The organism is Streptomyces sp. NPDC052023 (genome assembly GCF_044548465.1).
GTDB lineage: Bacteria > Actinomycetota > Actinomycetes > Streptomycetales > Streptomycetaceae > Streptomyces.
The window spans coordinates 17978-35420 of the sequence record NZ_JBIUBW010000035.1 but is presented as its reverse complement, the minus strand read 5'-3'; the positions used below and the strand labels follow the sequence as shown (position 1 = coordinate 35420).

General features: G+C 73.2%; 14 protein-coding genes and 1 pseudogene. 12 read left to right on the top strand and 3 right to left on the bottom strand.

The genetic code is table 11. The annotated features are described in order from the left end of the window. From ACIHCM_RS36395 to ACIHCM_RS36380, 4 genes and pseudogenes are all read left to right on the top strand, one after another. Nucleotides 1-135, top strand: a pseudogene (locus ACIHCM_RS36395) (4-hydroxy-3-methylbut-2-en-1-yl diphosphate synthase); the annotation flags it as partial. A gap of 190 nt (nt 136-325) precedes the next feature. Continuing rightward, the gene (locus ACIHCM_RS36390) at nt 326-1174 is read left to right on the top strand and encodes a GNAT family N-acetyltransferase (protein WP_399905983.1); all 849 of its coding nucleotides are present in this window, start codon (nt 326-328) and stop codon (nt 1172-1174) included. A 139-nt stretch (nt 1175-1313) separates the two neighbouring features. Beyond that, nucleotides 1314-1841 carry a GNAT family N-acetyltransferase gene (locus ACIHCM_RS36385; RefSeq protein ID WP_399905981.1) on the top strand — a complete coding sequence of 176 codons (528 nt, stop codon included), beginning with the start codon at nt 1314-1316 and terminating at the stop codon, nt 1839-1841. 73 nt (nt 1842-1914) lie between these two features. Further along, nucleotides 1915-3618: a proline--tRNA ligase gene (locus ACIHCM_RS36380; RefSeq protein WP_399905978.1), complete on the top strand. Its 1704-nt coding sequence runs from the start codon at nt 1915-1917 to the stop codon at nt 3616-3618. A gap of 523 nt (nt 3619-4141) precedes the next feature. Here the strand turns inward: ACIHCM_RS36380 and ACIHCM_RS36375 are convergent. Genes ACIHCM_RS36375 through ACIHCM_RS36365 form a run of 3 tightly spaced genes read right to left on the bottom strand, consistent with a single transcriptional unit; the run spans nt 4142 to nt 6069 of the window. Then, on the bottom strand, nt 4142-5035 hold the full coding sequence (locus ACIHCM_RS36375; RefSeq protein WP_399905975.1) for an aminoglycoside phosphotransferase family protein: 894 nt from the start codon (nt 5033-5035) through the stop codon (nt 4142-4144). A 27-nt stretch (nt 5036-5062) separates the two neighbouring features. Beyond that, nucleotides 5063-5527, bottom strand: coding sequence for a ferritin-like domain-containing protein (locus tag ACIHCM_RS36370; protein ID WP_399905972.1), 465 nt, complete (start codon nt 5525-5527; stop codon nt 5063-5065). Next, nucleotides 5524-6069 (bottom strand): hypothetical protein, encoded by a 546-nt coding sequence (locus ACIHCM_RS36365; RefSeq protein ID WP_399905969.1) that lies wholly within the window; start codon nt 6067-6069, stop codon nt 5524-5526. The genes ACIHCM_RS36370 and ACIHCM_RS36365 overlap by 4 nt, the downstream gene beginning before the upstream one ends. A 194-nt stretch (nt 6070-6263) precedes the next feature. Between ACIHCM_RS36365 and rimP the strand changes: the two genes are divergently transcribed. From rimP to ACIHCM_RS36325, 8 genes are all read left to right on the top strand, one after another. After that, nucleotides 6264-6761 carry a ribosome maturation factor RimP gene (gene rimP / locus ACIHCM_RS36360; protein ID WP_399905966.1) on the top strand — a complete coding sequence of 166 codons (498 nt, stop codon included), beginning with the start codon at nt 6264-6266 and terminating at the stop codon, nt 6759-6761. Between the two features lie 2 nt (nt 6762-6763). Continuing rightward, on the top strand, nt 6764-7750 hold the full coding sequence (nusA, locus tag ACIHCM_RS36355; protein ID WP_399905964.1) for a transcription termination factor NusA: 987 nt from the start codon (nt 6764-6766) through the stop codon (nt 7748-7750). A gap of 102 nt (nt 7751-7852) precedes the next feature. Then, nucleotides 7853-8149, top strand: coding sequence for a YlxR family protein (locus ACIHCM_RS36350; protein WP_399905961.1), 297 nt, complete (start codon nt 7853-7855; stop codon nt 8147-8149). A 150-nt stretch (nt 8150-8299) separates the two neighbouring features. Next, nucleotides 8300-11398 carry a translation initiation factor IF-2 gene (infB, locus tag ACIHCM_RS36345; RefSeq protein ID WP_399905958.1) on the top strand — a complete coding sequence of 1033 codons (3099 nt, stop codon included), beginning with the start codon at nt 8300-8302 and terminating at the stop codon, nt 11396-11398. A gap of 197 nt (nt 11399-11595) precedes the next feature. Continuing rightward, nucleotides 11596-11889 carry a DUF503 domain-containing protein gene (locus ACIHCM_RS36340; RefSeq protein ID WP_385389418.1) on the top strand — a complete coding sequence of 98 codons (294 nt, stop codon included), beginning with the start codon at nt 11596-11598 and terminating at the stop codon, nt 11887-11889. A gap of 39 nt (nt 11890-11928) precedes the next feature. Continuing rightward, nucleotides 11929-12375: a 30S ribosome-binding factor RbfA gene (gene rbfA / locus ACIHCM_RS36335; protein WP_399905954.1), complete on the top strand. Its 447-nt coding sequence runs from the start codon at nt 11929-11931 to the stop codon at nt 12373-12375. Further along, nucleotides 12372-13277 (top strand): tRNA pseudouridine(55) synthase TruB, encoded by a 906-nt coding sequence (gene truB, locus ACIHCM_RS36330; protein ID WP_399905951.1) that lies wholly within the window; start codon nt 12372-12374, stop codon nt 13275-13277. Before rbfA ends, truB begins: the two co-directional genes overlap by 4 nt. A gap of 259 nt (nt 13278-13536) precedes the next feature. Beyond that, nucleotides 13537-17406, top strand: a complete 3870-nt coding sequence (locus ACIHCM_RS36325; RefSeq protein WP_399905948.1) for a trypsin-like peptidase domain-containing protein — start codon at nt 13537-13539, stop codon at nt 17404-17406. Nucleotides 17407-17443 lie beyond the last annotated feature (37 nt).

Genomic DNA, 17443 nt, shown 5'->3' with positions numbered 1-17443 from the left:
AAGGGCGAGGTCATCAAGACCGTTCCCGAGTCCAAGATCGTCGAGACGCTGATCGAAGAGGCCATGAAGCTGGCCGAGCAGATGGAGGCGGACGGCGTCACCTCGGGCGAGCCGTCCGTCTCGGTGGCGGGCTGACGAACGCCGCACAGGGGCGCGGGAACCGGGCGACCCGGCGCACGTGACGCGCGCCCGCCCGGTCACGCGAACCACTCGGCCCGGCGGGCGCGCACCTCGCATCGAGCGGCACCGGACGCGGGGCGGCACGGCTCAGCTTCCGCAGGTACAGTGCGGAGATCAGCAGACCCCACCCCGTGAGGCCCCGCCCGTGTTGACCCAGACCACCTCCCGGGTCCTCGAACCGAGCGACCTGGACGCCGCGCTCTCCGTCCTCGACCGCGAGCCGGTGGCCAACGCCTTCGTGACCTCCCGGGTCCAGGTCGCAGGCCTCGACCCGTGGCGGCTCGGCGGCGAGATGTGGGGCTGGTACGAGGACGGCATGCTCACGTCCCTCTGCTACGCGGGCGCCAACCTCGTTCCCATCTGCGCCACCCCTCGCGCCATCCGCGCCTTCGCCGACCGCGCCCGCCGGGCGGGCCGCCGCTGCTCCTCCGTGGTCGGCCCCGCCGAACCCACGGCCGCGCTCTGGCGCCTCCTGGAACCCCAGTGGGGCCCCGCCCGCGAGGTCCGCGCCCACCAGCCCCTCATGGTCACCGACCGCATGCCCGCCGGCATCGTCCCGGACCCCTCCGTCCGCCGCATCCGCAAGGACGAGATGGAGACGATCATGCCGGCGTGCGTGGCGATGTTCACCGAGGAGGTCGGCGTCTCCCCGCTGGCCGGCGACGGCGGCCTGCTCTACCAGGCCCGCGTCGCCGAACTCGTCGGCTACGGCCGCTCCTTCGCCCGCCTCGACGAGAACGGCAAGGTCGTCTTCAAGGCGGAGATCGGCGCGGCGACCGACCGTGCCTGCCAGATCCAGGGCGTCTGGGTGGCCCCCGAGTACCGGGGCAAGGGCCTGGCGGCACCCGGTATGGCGGCGGTGCTCCGCTACGCCCTCGCGGACGTCGCCCCCGTGGTCAGCCTGTACGTCAACGACTACAACACGGCGGCGAGGCGGACGTACCGCAGGGTCGGCTTCCAGGAGGTCGGCGCCTTCATGAGCGTGCTGTTCTAGCGGTGCGCGCCTGGTGGGCGCCGGCGGCAACGCCGCCCGAGGCGGGGCCTGTCGACGGCCGCCGCGCCGCCTGTGCGGGACCGGCCGACGACGACCCGCACCCCGCGTACCACCGAAACCCCCCTGTAAGCTCCCCGCCATGGACCTCGTCATCGGCCCCCTGGATCTCCCCGCCCACATTGACGAAGCCCTCGCAGTCCAAGCCGCGGCCTTCGGCCTGGGCCCCGACGAAGTCGCCGTCCGCCGCCAGATCGTCCTGCGCCACATGACCTACCCCGGCGCCCGCGCCCTCGGCGCCACCGACGAGGGTCGCCTCGTGGGCTTCGTCTACGGCATGCCGAACGACCGCGGCCACTGGTGGTCCACCGTCGTGGAGCCCTACCTCCGCGCCCAGAGCCACGACGACTGGCTCGACGACTCGTTCGTGATCACCGAGCTGCACGTGCACCCGAGCCACCAGAACCGTGGCATCGGCCGGACGCTCATCACCGAGATCACCGACACGGCGACCGAGCCCCGCTCCATCCTCTCGGCGATCGACACCGACAGCCCCGCCCGCGGCCTCTACCACTCCCTCGGCTACCAGGACCTCGCCCGCCGGGTGCACTTCCCCAGCGCCCCCATGCCCTACGCCGTGATGGGCGCCCCGCTGCCGCTGCGCCGATAACCGATTTCCACCGTCCCGTACCGCCCGGCTAACCTCCTTGGCACCACCCTTACGCAGCAGGAGTACGAGAACCATGGCGAACGCATCGGTCCAGCGCATGTCCCAGTTGATGGCGAAGACTCTGCGCGACGACCCGGCGGACGCCGAGGTCCTCAGCCACAAGCTGCTCGTCCGCGCCGGCTACGTCCGCCGTACCGCCGCCGGCGTGTGGTCCTGGCTGCCGCTGGGCAAGAAGGTCCTCGCCAACGTGGAGCGGATCGTCCGCGAGGAGATGGACGCCATCGGCGCCCAGGAGGTGCTCCTCCCCGCGCTGCTGCCGCGCGAGCCGTACGACGCGACCGGCCGCTGGGACGAGTACGGCCAGGAGCTGTTCCGGCTGAAGGACCGCAAGGGCGGCGACTACCTGCTCGGCCCCACCCACGAGGAGATCTTCACCCTGCTGGTGAAGGACCAGGCGTCCTCCTACAAGGACCTGCCGGTGATCCTCTACCAGATCCAGAGCAAGTTCCGGGACGAGGCCCGTCCGCGCGCGGGCATCCTGCGCGGCCGTGAGTTCCTGATGAAGGACTCCTACTCCTTCGACCTCGCCGACGAGGGCCTCGCCCACTCGTACGCCCTGCACCGCGAGGCCTACCAGAAGATCTTCACGCGGCTCGGCCTCGACTACCGCATCTGTGCCGCGACCGCCGGTGCCATGGGCGGCTCCAAGTCGGAGGAGTTCCTCGCCCCGGCCGACGCCGGCGAGGACACCTTCGCGGACTGCCCCAACTGCGACTTCGCGGCCAACACCGAGGCGATCACCTACGAGCTGAAGCCGGTGGACGCGTCCGGCGTCCCGGCCGCCGAGGAGATCCCCACCCCCGACACCCCGACCATCGAGACCCTCGCGGCCTCGCTCGGCGTCCCGGCCTCCGCCACCCTGAAGAACCTCCTCGTGAAGGTGGCCGGCGAGATCGTCGCCGTCGGCGTGCCCGGTGACCGCGAGGTCGACCTGGACAAGGTCGAGGCGCACTTCGCCCCGGCGGTCGTCGAGATGGTCACCGAGGCGGACTTCGCGCAGCGCCCGGACCTGGTCCGTGGCTACGTCGGCCCGCAGGGCCTGGGCGAGAAGGTGACGTACGTCGCCGACCCGCGCGTGGCCCCCGGCACCTCCTGGATCACGGGTGCCAACAAGGAGGGCATGCACGCGAAGAACGTCGTCGCGGGCCGGGACTTCGAGGTCGACGAGTACGTGGACGTCGTGGTGGTGCAGGAGGGCGACCCCTGCCCGAAGTGCGGCACCGGGCTCAAGCTCGACCGTGCCATCGAGATCGGTCACATCTTCCAGCTGGGCCGCAAGTACGCGGACGCGCTGAAGCTCGACGTCCTCGGCCAGAACGGCAAGCCGGTCCGCGTGACCATGGGCTCCTACGGCGTCGGCGTCTCCCGCGCGGTCGCCGCCCTGGCCGAGCAGACGGCCGACGACAAGGGCCTGTGCTGGCCCAAGGAGGTCGCCCCGGCGGACGTGCACGTCGTCGCCGCGGGCAAGGCCCTGCAGACCGAACTCGCCCTGGACGTCGCCGGGAAGCTGGCGGCGGCAGGCGTCCGCGTCCTGGTGGACGACCGCGCGGGGGTGTCGCCGGGCGTGAAGTTCACCGACGCCGAACTGATCGGCGTACCGCAGATCCTGGTGGCCGGGCGGCGCGCGGGCGAGGGCGTGGTCGAGCTCAAGGACCGCAGGACCGGTGAGCGCGAGGAACTCCCGGTCGACGAGGCGATCGCCCGCCTGACCGCCTGACCCCGCACCCGGGGCGAGCCACGAAGGGCTCGCCCCGCTTCCCGGCGGGCTCGCGTCCTCCACCGGCGGCTGCGAGGCGACGCCGGACTGTCCGTCTGATCCCGTACGGGGGGTGAGCCGCGAGGATCCGCCCGGCTCACGGCGGCGGCTGTGAGGGGATCGTCCGCGTGACCCCGTGTCCGGGGCGAGCCGCGAAGGGCGTGCCCCGTTCCCGGCGGGCCGGTGGCCTCCGGCGGCGGCTGCGAGGCGACGCCGGCCTGTCCGTCTGATCCCGTACGGGGGGTGAGCCGCGAGGATCCGCCCGGCTCACGGCGGCGGCTGTGAGGGGATCGTCCGCCTGACCCCAATGCGACCTGGACGTCGGGAGGGCCCCGCCAGGTCCGGCCTCCCGGGTGGCCGGCACCATCCTGGGCGAGCCGCGAAGGGCTCGCCCCGCTTCCCGGCAGGCTCGCGGCCTCCGCCGGCGGCCATGAGTCGATCGCCCGGCCGGCCCCCTGTCCGGGGCGAGCGGGCTTGCCCAGGTTCAGAGCCAGCCCGCGAACTCCAGGAGCAGCTCCGAGTCCTGAGCCCGGCCCACCCGGCGGGCCCGGACGCCCGATTCCACGGCCCGGAACAGCGTCCAGCCGCGCAGCCGCTCCTGGTCCACGTCGAGGGACTCGGCGAGTCGCTTCACCCGCCGACGGGTCGTCGAGGCGCCCGACGGCGTGGCGATCAGGTCCTCCACCCGGTCCCGGACGAGCCGCGCCAGGTCGAAGGCGCACTCGCCGACCACCGGGTCCGGGCCGACCGCCAGCCAGGGCATCCGGTCCCCGGAAAGCACCTTGCTCTGCCGGAAGGTGCCGTGCAGCAACCGGTGCTCGGGAGGCGCCGCCAGCAGTTCCTCGCGGGCCGCGAGCGCCGCGTCCACCAGCGGAACGAGGTCCGCGTCGGCGCTCGCCCGCATCGCCTCCGCCTGCCGCCCGGTGCGCGCGGCCACGGTCTCGAAGGAATGCCCCTCGGGGGGCGCCACCCACAGCTTCCGCAGTGTCCCCGCCGCCTCCAGCAGGGCCTTCGCCTCGGGCAGCGACCGCACCGACACCTCCGGATGCAGCCGCTCCAGCAGCAGCGCACCCTCCTCACCGGCAGGTTCGAGCAGTTGTACGGCGCCCAGACCGCCCCAGTGCGCCAGCGCGGCACGCTCGCTGCCGGGACGCGCCCGCGGCGGGGCCAGCTTCAGCACCGCGGGGGTGCCGTCCGCCCGCCGCACCAGCAGCACCAGGCTGCTCCTGCCGCCCGGCACCTGCACCCGTTCCACGGTCAACTCGCGTAGAGCAACGGCCTGTTGCACCGTCCCGGCCAGCTTCTCCAGCCAGTCGTCACCGGCCGCCGCCGTCTCACCGAGCGCCCTGACCAGCCGCTGCGGCGGTTCGAAAGCCATACGCGAGATGTCCCCTTCCGGTACGCGTCACGCCGTCGGTGTCGCCGGCGCCGAGGCGGCACCGGCCCGCTCGGCGAGCCCAGGGAAGGCTACGCTCCGGCCGTGCCAGCGCACCGCCCGCACCGCCGCTTCCCGCAACGCGGCCGCGGCCGTGCCCCGCAGCCCGTCGCCGCCCGCCCGCACCAGGTCGGAGTAGACACCGGCCAGGCGCTCCTCCAGTTCGGCGGCGAGCCGTACGGCCGTCTCCCGGTCGGTCACCTCGAACGGCAGCGCGTACCCGGCGGCGGCGGCCACCGGCTCGGCGCCCAGTGCGCGCACCTGGCGTGCCAGGGTGTCCCGCCGGGCGCGATGGGCGTCGTACGCGGCCCGTGCCTCGGTGCGCCGCTCCTTGCCGATCCGCCCGCCGACCACGCCGTATCCGTACACGGCGGCGTGCTCGGCCGCCAGCGCCGCCTGCAGGGCACGCAGCTCCCCGTCCTTCGCCTCGCTCATGCCTTGCCCTCACCCTTCGTGAGCAGATACGCGTGCGCCGCCCCGGCCGCCGCGACCGACGCCAGCAGCCGCGCCAGCTCGCCCGGCACGCCGAGCAGTGCCTCGGCCCGCCGGTCCGCGAGCGCCTGCTCGGTGGCGGCCAGCTCGGCGAGGGCGGCCCGCTCGGTGTCCGGGACGGTCGAGGAGACGTTCCGGGAGCCCGGGCCGGTTGCCGCCGGGGTGGGGGAGGCCGGAGCCGGGGAGGTGGTCACGACGCCCCCGAACGCCTCCGCATGCCGCACCGCCGCGTCCCGCAGCGGCCGCAACCGCTCCGCGAGGCCGGGATGGGCGGCGATCACGGCGTCGTACCGCGCGACCAGCCCGTCGCTGTCCCGGGCCGCACGCGCGCGTGCCCGGGCGGCGGCCGACGGGCTGCCGCCCGTGGTGCCCGGGCCCTCGGTGCCCCCGGAGCAGCCGGTGAGCAGGGCGGTGCCCGCGGCGGAGGCGAGCAGGGTCCTTCTGCGCGGCCCCGAGGGCATGCGCGGCGGCAGGGAATACGGCACGGCTGACGTCCTCGAAGGCTCGTACGAAGGGACCGGGCGGCTCGCCCGTGATCACGGTACCCGCGCACGTGTCCGAGTCCACTCATCGGCACCGCACAGACCCAGGTGGACGGCATCACCGTCCCGGACCGGATACCCTTTCACCAGACACGCGACCTTCCCACAACAGCACACGCGGCCGAGGAGTCACCCGGATGAGCACCACCCAGAGCGAGAGGCTGCGAGAACTGCTCGAACCGCTCGTCACCTCCCAGGGCCTGGATCTCGAAGAGATCGCGGTGGACTCGGTCGGACGCAAAAGAGTGCTGCGCGTCGTCGTCGACTCCGATTCCGGGGCGGATCTCGACCAGATCGCCGATGTGAGCCGTGCGCTCTCGGCGAAGCTCGACGAGACGGACGCGATGGGCGAGGGCGAATACACCCTCGAGGTGGGAACCCCGGGCGCGGAGCGCCTCCTCACACAGCACCGCCACTACGTGCGCGCCACGGGCCGGCTGGTCGGCTTCCAGCTGGCTGAGGGCGGCGAGCTGGTCGCCAGGATCCTCACCGTCGACGACGAGGGCGTCGAGCTGGAGGTGCCCGGGGTCAAGGGGCGCAAGCCCACCGCGCGCAGGCTTGCCTTCGGCGACATCGCCAGGGCGCGCGTCCAGGTCGAGTTCAGCCGCAAGGACAAGAAGGAAGAGGAGGCGTAGCCGTGGACATCGACATGAGCGCCCTGCGGGGCTTGGTCCGGGAGAAGGAGATCTCCTTCGACCTGCTGGTCGAGGCGATCGAGGCGGCCCTCCTCATCGCCTACCACCGCACCGAGGGAAGCCGCCGGCACGCGCGCGTGGAGCTCAACCGGGAGACCGGACACGTGACCGTGTGGGCGAAGGAGGACCCCGAGGACCTCGAAGAGGGCCAGGAGCCCCGCGAGTTCGACGACACCCCGTCCGGTTTCGGCCGGATCGCGGCGACCACCGCCAAGCAGGTCATCCTGCAGCGGCTGCGTGACGCCGAGGACGACGCCACGCTAGGCGAGTACGCCGGCCGCGAGGGCGACATCGTCACCGGCGTGGTGCAGCAGGGCCGCGACCCGAAGAACGTGCTGGTCGACATCGGCAAGCTGGAAGCCATCCTGCCGGTGCAGGAGCAGGTGCCCGGCGAGACCTATCCGCACGGGATGCGGCTGCGGTCGTACGTCGTACGGGTGGCCAAGGGCGTCCGGGGTCCGTCGGTGACCCTGTCCCGTACGCATCCCAATCTGGTGAAGAAGCTGTTCGCACTGGAGGTGCCGGAGATCGCCGACGGATCCGTCGAGATCGCCGCCATCGCACGTGAGGCCGGCCACCGCACCAAGATCGCCGTCCGGTCCACCCGTTCGGGCCTGAACGCCAAGGGCGCCTGCATCGGCCCGATGGGCGGGCGGGTGCGCAACGTGATGGCCGAGCTCAACGGTGAGAAGATCGACATCGTCGACTGGTCGGACGACCCGGCCGAGATGGTGGCGAACGCGTTGTCCCCCGCCCGGGTGTCCAAGGTCGAGGTCGTTGACCTGACGGCGCGCTCCGCGCGCGTGACGGTGCCGGACTACCAGTTGTCCCTGGCGATCGGCAAGGAAGGGCAGAATGCCCGGCTTGCGGCCCGGCTCACCGGCTGGCGGATCGACATCCGTCCGGACACCGAACAGCCGGGGGAATAGATCTCGGCCCCGAGTGGGTTGGATCACGACAGTTATACGCGCTGCAACTGTTCGATCTCTGCCCCAAAGGGGTGAGGTCGCTACGGGGAGGTAGACTTAGCAGTGTCTGGCCGGACGCGTGCCCGCGCATGCCCGGAACGCACCTGTGTCGGGTGCCGGGAGCGAGCGGCCAAGACCGAGCTGCTGCGCACCGTGGTGATCGAGGGTGAATGTGTCCCTGATCCACGCGGTACGCTGCCCGGCCGGGGTGCGTATGTACACCCCGCCTTGGTCTGTCTCGACCAGGCGATACGTCGCCGGGCGTTCACGCGGGCGTTGCGCGCCCCGGGAGCGCCCGACACAAAGGCGTTGCGCCGGTACGTCGAGCGGACGACAGTGGCCGAGCAGGCAACACGGTAGGAAAGCTTGCCGTACGGAACCCCCCGTGCGGCCTGGTACCTCGCGAGTCGAAAGCAGGTCGAGATTGCGATGAGCACTCGATGAGTACGCGATGAGTACGCCCATGAACTAGCGACGGTCCGGCCGCAACCCGGACCTCAAAGGAGCGAAGTGGCTAAGGTCCGGGTCTACGAACTCGCCAAGGAGTTCGGTGTGGAGAGCAAGGTCGTCATGGCCAAGCTCCAGGAACTCGGTGAATTCGTCCGATCGGCGTCTTCGACGATCGAGGCGCCCGTAGTACGCAAACTGACTGACGCCTTCCAGCAGGGCGGCGGCAACGGCAAGTCCGCCGCGAAGCCCGCCCCCAGGAAGGCCACCCCCAAGCCCGGCGCGCCCTCACCGGCGCAGGCGGCGCGTCCGGCTGCACCCAAGCCGGCCGCCCCCAAGCCCGCCGCTGCCCAGCAGCCCGCGGCTCCCGCGGCCCCGGCGGCTCCCGCCACCCCGGCGCCCGCGCCGTCCTCGGGTCCGCGTCCGACGCCGGGCCCCAAGCCCGCGCCGCGCCCGGCCCCGGCCGCGCCGGAGTTCACCGCTCCGCCGGCGGCTCCGACCCCGGCCGCCGCGTCCGGCCCCAAGCCGGCCGGTGCCCGTCCCGGTGCCCCCAAGCCCGGCGGCGCCCGTCCCGGTGGCCAGGACCGTCCGGACCGTCCGGACCGCCAGGGCCAGCGCCCCGGTGGCCAGGGCTCTCGTCCCGGCGCTCCCGCGCCGCGTCCCGGTGCCCGTCCGGCCGGCCCGCGTCCGGGTAACAACCCCTTCACCTCCGGTGGCTCCACCGGCATGGCGCGCCCGCAGGCGCCCCGTCCGCAGGGTCAGCGTCCCGGTGGTGGCCCCGGTGCCCCCGGTGCCGGTCCCCGTCCGCAGGGTCCTGGTGGCCAGGGCGGCGGTCCGCGTCCGCAGGCTCCGGGCTCCCGTCCGAGCCCCGGCTCGATGCCGCGTCCGCAGGGCGGTGCCCCGCGTCCCGGCGGCGGCCCCGCGGGTCCCCGTCCGAACCCCGGCATGATGCCGCAGCGTCCCGCTGCCGGCCCGCGCCCGGGTCCCGGCGGCGGTCGCGGTCCGGCCGGTGCCGGTCGTCCCGGTGGCGGCGGCGGTGGCGGTCGCCCGGGTGGCGGCGGCGGTTTCGCCGGTCGTCCCGGTGGCGGCGGCGGTGGCGGCCGTCCGGGTGGCGGCGGCGGTTTCGCCGGTCGTCCCGGTGGCGGCGGTCCCGGTGGTGGCGGCGGTGGCTTCGGTGGCGGCGGTGGCCGTCCCGGCTTCGGCGGTCGTCCCGGTGGTCCCGGTGGCCGTGGTGGCACGCAGGGCGCCTTCGGCCGTCCCGGCGGTCCCGCGCGCCGTGGCCGCAAGTCGAAGCGGCAGCGGCGCCAGGAGTACGAGGCCATGCAGGCCCCGTCGGTCGGCGGTGTGATGCTGCCTCGCGGCAACGGCGAGAGCATTCGCCTGTCGCGCGGTGCGTCGCTCACCGACTTCGCGGAGAAGATCAACGCCAACCCGGCGTCGCTCGTCGCGGTCATGATGAACCTCGGCGAGATGGTCACCGCGACCCAGTCCGTCTCCGACGAGACGCTGGAGCTCCTGGCCAGCGAGATGAACTACACGGTTCAGATCGTCAGCCCCGAGGAGGAGGACCGCGAGCTGCTCGAGTCCTTCGACATCGAGTTCGGCGAGGACGAGGGCTCCGAGGAGGACCTGGTCGTCCGTCCGCCGGTCGTGACCGTCATGGGTCACGTCGACCACGGTAAGACCCGCCTGCTCGACGCCATCCGCAAGACGAACGTCATCGCGGGCGAGGCCGGTGGCATCACCCAGCACATCGGTGCCTACCAGGTCGCGACCGAGGTCAACGACGAAGAGCGCAAGATCACCTTCATCGACACCCCGGGTCACGAGGCGTTCACCGCCATGCGTGCCCGCGGTGCGAAGTCGACCGACATCGCGATCCTGGTCGTCGCGGCCAACGACGGCGTCATGCCGCAGACGGTCGAGGCGCTCAACCACGCCAAGGCGGCCGACGTGCCGATCGTGGTCGCGGTGAACAAGATCGACGTCGAGGGTGCCGACCCGACCAAGGTGCGCGGTCAGCTGACCGAGTACGGCCTGGTGGCCGAGGAGTACGGCGGCGACACCATGTTCGTCGACATCTCCGCCAAGCAGGGTCTGCACATCGACTCGCTGCTGGAGGCCGTGATCCTCACGGCCGACGCCTCGCTCGACCTGCGGGCCAACCCGGCCCAGGACGCGCAGGGCATCTCGATCGAGTCCCGCCTCGACCGCGGCCGCGGTGCCGTGTCGACGGTCCTCGTCCAGCGAGGCACGCTGCGCGTCGGCGACACGATGGTCGTGGGCGACGCCTACGGCCGGGTGCGCGCCATGCTCGACGACAACGGCAACAACGTCGCCGAGGCGGGTCCGTCGACGCCGGTCCAGGTCCTGGGCCTGACCAACGTCCCGGGCGCGGGCGACAACTTCCTGGTGGTCGACGAGGACCGTACGGCCCGTCAGATCGCCGAGAAGCGCGCGGCGCGCGAGCGCAACGCGGCCTTCGCCAAGCGCACCCGCAGGGTCTCCCTCGAGGACCTGGACAAGGTGCTCAAGGCCGGCGAGGTCCAGCAGCTCAACCTCATCATCAAGGGTGACGCTTCTGGTTCCGTCGAGGCCCTGGAGTCCTCGCTGCTCCAGCTCGACGTCGGCGAAGAGGTCGACATCCGGGTCCTGCACCGCGGCGTCGGTGCGGTCACGGAGTCCGACATCGACCTGGCGATGGGCTCGGACGCCATTGTGATCGGCTTCAACGTCCGTGCGGCGGGCCGCGCGGCGCAGATGGCCGAGCGCGAGGGTGTGGACGTCCGCTACTACTCGGTCATCTACCAGGCGATCGAGGAGATCGAGGCGGCCCTGAAGGGCATGCTGAAGCCGGAGTTCGAGGAGGTCGAGCTCGGTACGGCGGAGATCCGCGAGGTCTTCAAGTCGTCCAAGCTGGGCAACATCGCGGGTGTGCTCATCCGCTCCGGCGAGGTGCGCCGCAACACCAAGGCACGCCTCATCCGCGACGGCAAGGTCGTCGCGGAGAACCTCAACATCGAGGGACTGCGTCGCTTCAAGGACGACGTCACCGAGATCCGCGAAGGGTTCGAGGGCGGTATCAACCTCGGCAACTTCAACGACATCAAGGTCGACGACGTCATCGCGACGTACGAGATGCGGGAGAAGCCGCGGGTGTAACGGCCGGTGGCTGACGGTGGCCGACGGGTCTTGCGCCCGTCGGCCACCGTGTTTGCCACGGGGTTGCCGCTGTCCGGCAACCCCGGGCAAAACCCGGTCGAGCCCTCGGCGAGGGCGCGGTACCGTTCTTGATGTCCCCGCCCGTTCCAGCCGGCGGGGCCGTCGATCCCGGACCGGCGGGTGAACCGGTTGCATACATGTTTGTGGGGACGCTGTCCTTCGACCTCCTCCTCGGCGACGTACGGTCGCTGAAGGAGAAGCGCTCCGTCGTCCGCCCGATCGTCGCGGAACTCCAGCGGAAGTACGCGGTGAGCGCGGCCGAGGTGGACCACATGGACCTCCATCGCAGGGCCCAGATCGGCCTGGCGATGGTGTCCGGCGACGCCGGGCACATCAGCGACGTGCTCGACCGGTGCGAGCGCCTGGTCGCCGGACGCCCCGAGGTGGAACTGCTGTCGGTGAGACGCCGTTTCCACGGCGACGACGACTGACCAGAGAACGTAGATCAGGAAAGAACGGGAGACGGACCAGTGGCCGACAACGCGCGGGCTAAGAGGCTGGCGGACCTCATCCGAGAGGTGGTGGCCCAGAAGCTGCAGCGTGGGATCAAGGACCCGCGGCTCGGCTCGCACGTCACCATCACGGACACCCGGGTGACGGGCGATCTGCGGGAGGCGACCGTCTTCTACACCGTGTACGGGGACGAGGAGGAGCGGACGGCCGCGGCCGCCGGCCTGGAGAGCGCCAAGGGCGTCCTGCGCTCCGAGGTCGGCAAGGCGGCCGGCGTGAAGTTCACGCCGACGCTGACCTTCGTGGCCGACGCGCTCCCGGACACCGCCCGGACCATCGAGGACCTCCTCGACAAGGCCCGCGAGTCCGACGAGAAGGTGCGCGAGGCCTCGGCGGGCGCCGCCTACGCCGGTGACGCCGACCCGTACAAGAAGCCGGGTGACGACGAGGACGACACCAGCGCATGACCCAGAAGCACACCACGCCCGACGGCCTTGTCATCGTCGACAAGCCGTCGGGCTTCACTTCGCACGACGTGGTCGCCAAGATGCGCGGCATCGCCAGGACGCGCCGCGTCGGCCACGCCGGCACCCTCGACCCGATGGCGACGGGCGTCCTCGTCCTCGGCGTCGAGAAGGCGACCAAGCTCCTCGGGCACCTGGCGCTGACCGAGAAGGAGTACCTGGGCACGATCCGCCTGGGCCAGACGACCGTCACGGACGATGCCGAGGGCGAGATCACGGGGTCGGTGGACGCCTCGAAGGTCACCCGGGACGCCATCGACGCGGGGATCGCCAAGCTGACCGGCGACATCATGCAGGTGCCGTCCAAGGTCAGCGCCATCAAGATCAATGGCGTGCGCTCGTACAAGCGGGCCCGGGACGGCGAGGACTTCGACATCCCGGCCAGACCCGTCACCATCTCGTCGTTCGGCGTGTACGACGTCCGGGACGCCGTCGCCGAGGACGGCACCCCCGTGCTCGACCTGGTCGTGTCGGTGGTCTGCTCCTCCGGCACCTACATCCGCGCCCTCGCCCGTGACCTGGGCGCCGACCTGGGCGTCGGCGGGCACCTCACCGCGTTGCGCCGCACGCGCGTAGGCCCGTACAAGCTCGACTCGGCCCGCACCCTGGACCAGCTCCAGGAGGAGCTGACGGTGATGCCGGTCGCCGAGGCGGCCGCCGCCGCGTTCCGGCGCTGGGACGTGGACGGCAGACGGGGCCGGCTGCTTCTGAACGGCGTACGGCTCGACATGCCCGACGAGTACGCGGGGGCAGGGCCGGTGGCCGTATTCGATCCCGAGGGCCGCTTCCTCGCACTCGTGGAGGCGCAGCGGGGCAAGGCCAAGAGCCTCGCCGTCTTCGGCTGACGGCGCACCTTCGCCTGCCCGTGGAGCGGCGGTCACGGGGTCCTGCACTCCCGCCGCTCCACGGTCCCCCCATCGGTTCCCCCACCCCTAGGGTGTATCCAGCTACCCCGGTCCGTTCACCCGCTCAGGCGGGCGCTCGGAGTGAACCAGGGGTGTGCAGGGGGGCGCGTTCGGCTGGCGTGCTGTTTCCCTGATCATCTCGCCCCTACCGTCGATGCCGGAGCACAGAGGTACGGCGGTACGGCGGGGAGGTTCGACCATGGTGGTACCGGACCGGAGGACCGCACCGCAGGACAGCGCGCCCGGCCCCGCCGACGACGGCCTCGTCCGCATCCACGATCTCGCCGGACGCCCGCGCGGTACCGGCTTCGTCGCCGACCATCACGGCACCGTCCTCACCAGCCACGAGGCTGTCGACGGACTGACCCGTCTGGTCCTGTGCGCGGGGACCCGCAGCTGTGTGGTGCCCGCCGCTGCGGTCACCCCGCTGCCGGAGCGGGACCTGGCCCTCGTGCACGCCGAGGAGCTCGGCGTGCGGCCGCTGCCGATCACCGTGCGGGACCGGGTCGCGGCCGGCACGTATGTGCGGATCGCCGCGGGCGGCTGGCGTGAGGCGCGGGTACTGGGAGCGGTGTCGGGCGTGACGTACACGGCCACGGACCGCTTCCGTCAGCTCGACGACGTGCTGGAACTGGCGATCGGCACGGCCGGGCGGGACGCGCTGCGGCTGGGCGGTGGGGCGGCCGGGGGACCGGTCGTCGACGCCGGCACCGGTGCCGTGGTCGCCCTGCTCGGGACCGCGCTGCACACCGGTCACCGCGACTGCGGCTTCGCCGTGCCGCTGCGGCCGGCCGAGAGCGGTCCACTGGCCGCCGTGCTCGCCCGCAACGCGGCGGCGGTGCCCGCGTACGGAGCCGATCTCAATCTTGGCGGCGTGCTGGAACTGACCGCGGCGACGGCGGAGGCGTCGGCCGGGCAGGAGGGGCTTGTCTCCCTGCGCGGCGAGACCGTCGAACCTGTCGAACGGGTCGCCGTCGTGCGGGAGTTCGCGGCCTTCGCCGAGGGCCCGGCCCTCGTCCTCGGGCTCGTCGGGGCGCCGGGCAGCGGCCGTACGACAGAACTCGCGGCGCTCGCCGCCCGGCGCGGCAGGGGTGCGTGCCCGGCGCCCACGGTGCGGCTGCGGGGCGCCGATCTGCGGGACGGGGACCGGTCGGTGGCGGACGCGGTGCGGCGGGCGCTGAGCCGGGCGGCGCGGGGTGTGGTGGTGGCTGGGGGTGGGGCTGTTCCCGGAGGGGCGGCCGTGACTGGGGGTGGGGCTGTTCCCGGAGGGGTGGTTGTTCCGGGAGAGGTGGAGGCCGAGGACGACGGGGCTGGACCTCCGGTGAGGGTCGCCCAGCATGACGGGGTGGGGGCCGGCGGTAGGTGCCCGGACGGGTTCGACGCGATGGCCCTTCCCGGCGGGAGCGGCGGAGCGCCTCTCGGTGACACCGGCCCGGAACGCCTCGCCGCCCTCGCCCGTGCCGCGGGCCGCCCACTGCTCCTGCTGCTCGACAGTGCGGAGGAGATGCCACCTGAGCTGGCCCGCGCTCTGCCCGCCTGGACGGAGGGGACCGTGCGGTGGCTGCGGGCGGAGGGGGTGCGTCTGGTCGTGGCCTGCCGTGCGGAGTACTGGGAGCGGGCGGGGGCGGAATTCCCCGAGGAATGCCTGCACCATCCCGGCGCCGGCCCCGCAGGTCTGCCGCCCTGTGTCCCCCTGGGCGGCCTCGACGAGGGCGAGGCCCGCCGCGCCCGGATCCGCCACGGCCTCCCCGAAGACGCCCTCGCCGGGCCTGACGCCCGACACCCGCTCACCCTCCGGCTCCTCGCCGAGGTCCTCGGCGCCGTCCCGGACGCCCTGCGGACGGGCCCGCTGGACCGGCACGACGTCCTCGCCGCCCACCTGGACCTGATGTGCCTGCGTACGGCCCGACGGCTCGCCGCCAGGAACGGCCTGCACGGCAGCGCCGTACGGCGGCTGGCGGCCAGGGTGGCCGGACAGGTGCACGAGGCCGCACGGCGCAGCCTGGGGTCCGGGCAGGGGGAGCTGGCCCGCGGCGCGTTCGAGGAGCTCTTTCCGTGGGGCCCGGCCCCGGCCCGGCTCGGCGGCGGCACCGGCTGGGCGTCCGCGGTCCTGGCGGAGGGCCTACTCGTCCCCGCCGGGACCGGGTACCGCTTCGCCCACGAGGAGGTCGCCGACTGGATCCAGGGGACCCACCTCGATCTGGACGAGGCACTGCGTGCGCTGGTGCACCATCCCGCCTCGGACGCCGAGAACCCGGACCCCGTCCCGCACCATCGCATCGGCCCGGTCGTCGAGGCGCTGCTGCTGCTCGCGCGGCAGCACGGCGCACACCGGCTCTCCGTGCGCCTGGAAGAGCTGCTCCACGCCCTGGACGACGACCCGCGCTCCTGGTGGGCGGCCCGGCTGCTCGGCGAGACGCTGCGCCGGGTGCCGGACGCCACGCCGTATCTGCGGGTGCTGCGGCTGCTCGCCGAGACGATCGCCGACTGGCGGCGGCGGGGACGGCCCGTGCCGGCGGAGTTCGGGCCCGCCTTCTGGAGGGAGCCGGCCCTTGCCGGCGCCGAGCGCCTCGACCTGCTGCGCCGTCTGGTCCTCGCCGACACCGGACCGGCCGACGGCGATCGGTACCTCGACGCCGCCGCCCAACTGCTCGCCGCCGACCCGAAGGCCGTGCAACCGCACCTCACCCGCTGGTTCGACGACGAACGGGCGCTCCCGGCGGCCCCGCACGCGACCGTGGCGACGGCCGCGCAGGCGCTGCTGCACACGCACCGGCACCGGGCGCTTGACGACCTCACGGATGCGCTGGCCGGCAGCGCGCACCGGCGGGGCGACGAACTGCTCGGCGTACTCGCGGAGGAGGAGCCCTCCGCCGTGTGCCGGGCCGTGGAACGGTGGGCGCACGACGAGCGGCCGGGGTGGCGGGGCGCGGCCGTGGTGTACGGGCTGCGCGCCGCGCCGCACACACGGGACGAGAGCGATCGCGAGCTGCTGCGGTACGCCGCGCTCACCCTGCTGGCCCGCCCGGCCGACGGCGCGCTGCACGGCGGGGCGCTCGCCCTTCTCGTACGCGATCCGCACACCCGGGCCAGGTATCTGCCCCGGGCCGTCGAGCACTTCGCCGCCGGTGATCCGCAGCTGCCCGCGAGCGCGCTGGTGACCGCCCTGGCGACCCACCCGGAGCCGGTACTCGACGCCTTCCGGACCCGGCTGCGGCAGGGGGACACGGGGGAGGCGCTGTTCACTCTCGCCGATGCGCTGTTCGCGGCCGGCGGTGTGGGGCGCCCTGTGACGGCGCGGAGAGTCGCCGAGGTGGTCCGGGAGGCCGTGGCGCTGCGGGTGGGATGGGCGGCGCCGGTGGCCGCGTACGTCGATGGGCGGCTGGACGCTGGTTGCGGGTGCCCGGAGCGGCGGGGCGTGGTCGGTTCCGGGCGGGACGAGCGGGATGAGTGGGACCACTGGGATGGGCGGGAGGACCGGGGGAGTGGTGGCGGCGGCGGTGGCGGGTGGGGCGGCGGCCACGGGCGTCGCGGTGTCGATGTCGGGGGCGCAGACCGGTGCCGTGGTGTCGATGTCGAGCGCGCGGACCGGTGCCGCGGTGTGGATGCCGGGTGCGCCGACCGGTGCCGTGATGTCAGAGACGTGTTGTTCGCGCTGATCGCCGGCCTGCTGGACGGCGGGCCCGAGGAGCTGAGGGTGGCGCTCGCCGGCGTTCTCGGCGCGCCCGGTGCCACCGTCTCCCGCGCCCTGCGCCGCGAGCTGTGCGACTTCCTCCTCGTCCACGAGGAGGCCCCGCCCGTCCTGGAAGCCCTGCTGCGTGCCGCCGCCCGGCACGGCGGGGACGGACTGCGTGCCCTGGTCCATCGCACGGGCATGCTCCTCGTCCGCACTCCGGCGGGAGCCACCCGCTTCGACCGCGCGCTCCTCGACCTCGGCCGCGAGCTTCCCGGCTTCGCCGCCCGCGTCGCGCACTGGCTGAACGACGCTCCACAGGAGTGGGCCGCGGTGGTCGGCCCCAGTACCCACCGGATGATCGAGAGCCTGGCGGGTGCAAGGCTCCCCGCATGACCTGGGGGAGCACGTGCGTCCGGTCACAGCCCCCATG

What these genes read in the sequence shown, in the direction of transcription:
- ACIHCM_RS36375 (WP_399905975.1), bottom strand. Translation starts at nt 5,035, where the DNA reads ATGGCTTTCGAACCGCCGCAGCGGCTGGTCAGGGCGCTCGGTGAGACG.
- truB (WP_399905951.1), top strand. Translation starts at nt 12,372, where the DNA reads ATGACCCAGAAGCACACCACGCCCGACGGCCTTGTCATCGTCGACAAG.
- ACIHCM_RS36325 (WP_399905948.1), top strand. Translation starts at nt 13,537, where the DNA reads ATGGTGGTACCGGACCGGAGGACCGCACCGCAGGACAGCGCGCCCGGC.
- rimP (WP_399905966.1), top strand. Translation starts at nt 6,264, where the DNA reads ATGAGCACCACCCAGAGCGAGAGGCTGCGAGAACTGCTCGAACCGCTC.
- ACIHCM_RS36370 (WP_399905972.1), bottom strand. Translation starts at nt 5,527, where the DNA reads ATGAGCGAGGCGAAGGACGGGGAGCTGCGTGCCCTGCAGGCGGCGCTG.
- ACIHCM_RS36380 (WP_399905978.1), top strand. Translation starts at nt 1,915, where the DNA reads ATGGCGAACGCATCGGTCCAGCGCATGTCCCAGTTGATGGCGAAGACT.
- ACIHCM_RS36340 (WP_385389418.1), top strand. Translation starts at nt 11,596, where the DNA reads ATGTTTGTGGGGACGCTGTCCTTCGACCTCCTCCTCGGCGACGTACGG.
- ACIHCM_RS36385 (WP_399905981.1), top strand. Translation starts at nt 1,314, where the DNA reads ATGGACCTCGTCATCGGCCCCCTGGATCTCCCCGCCCACATTGACGAA.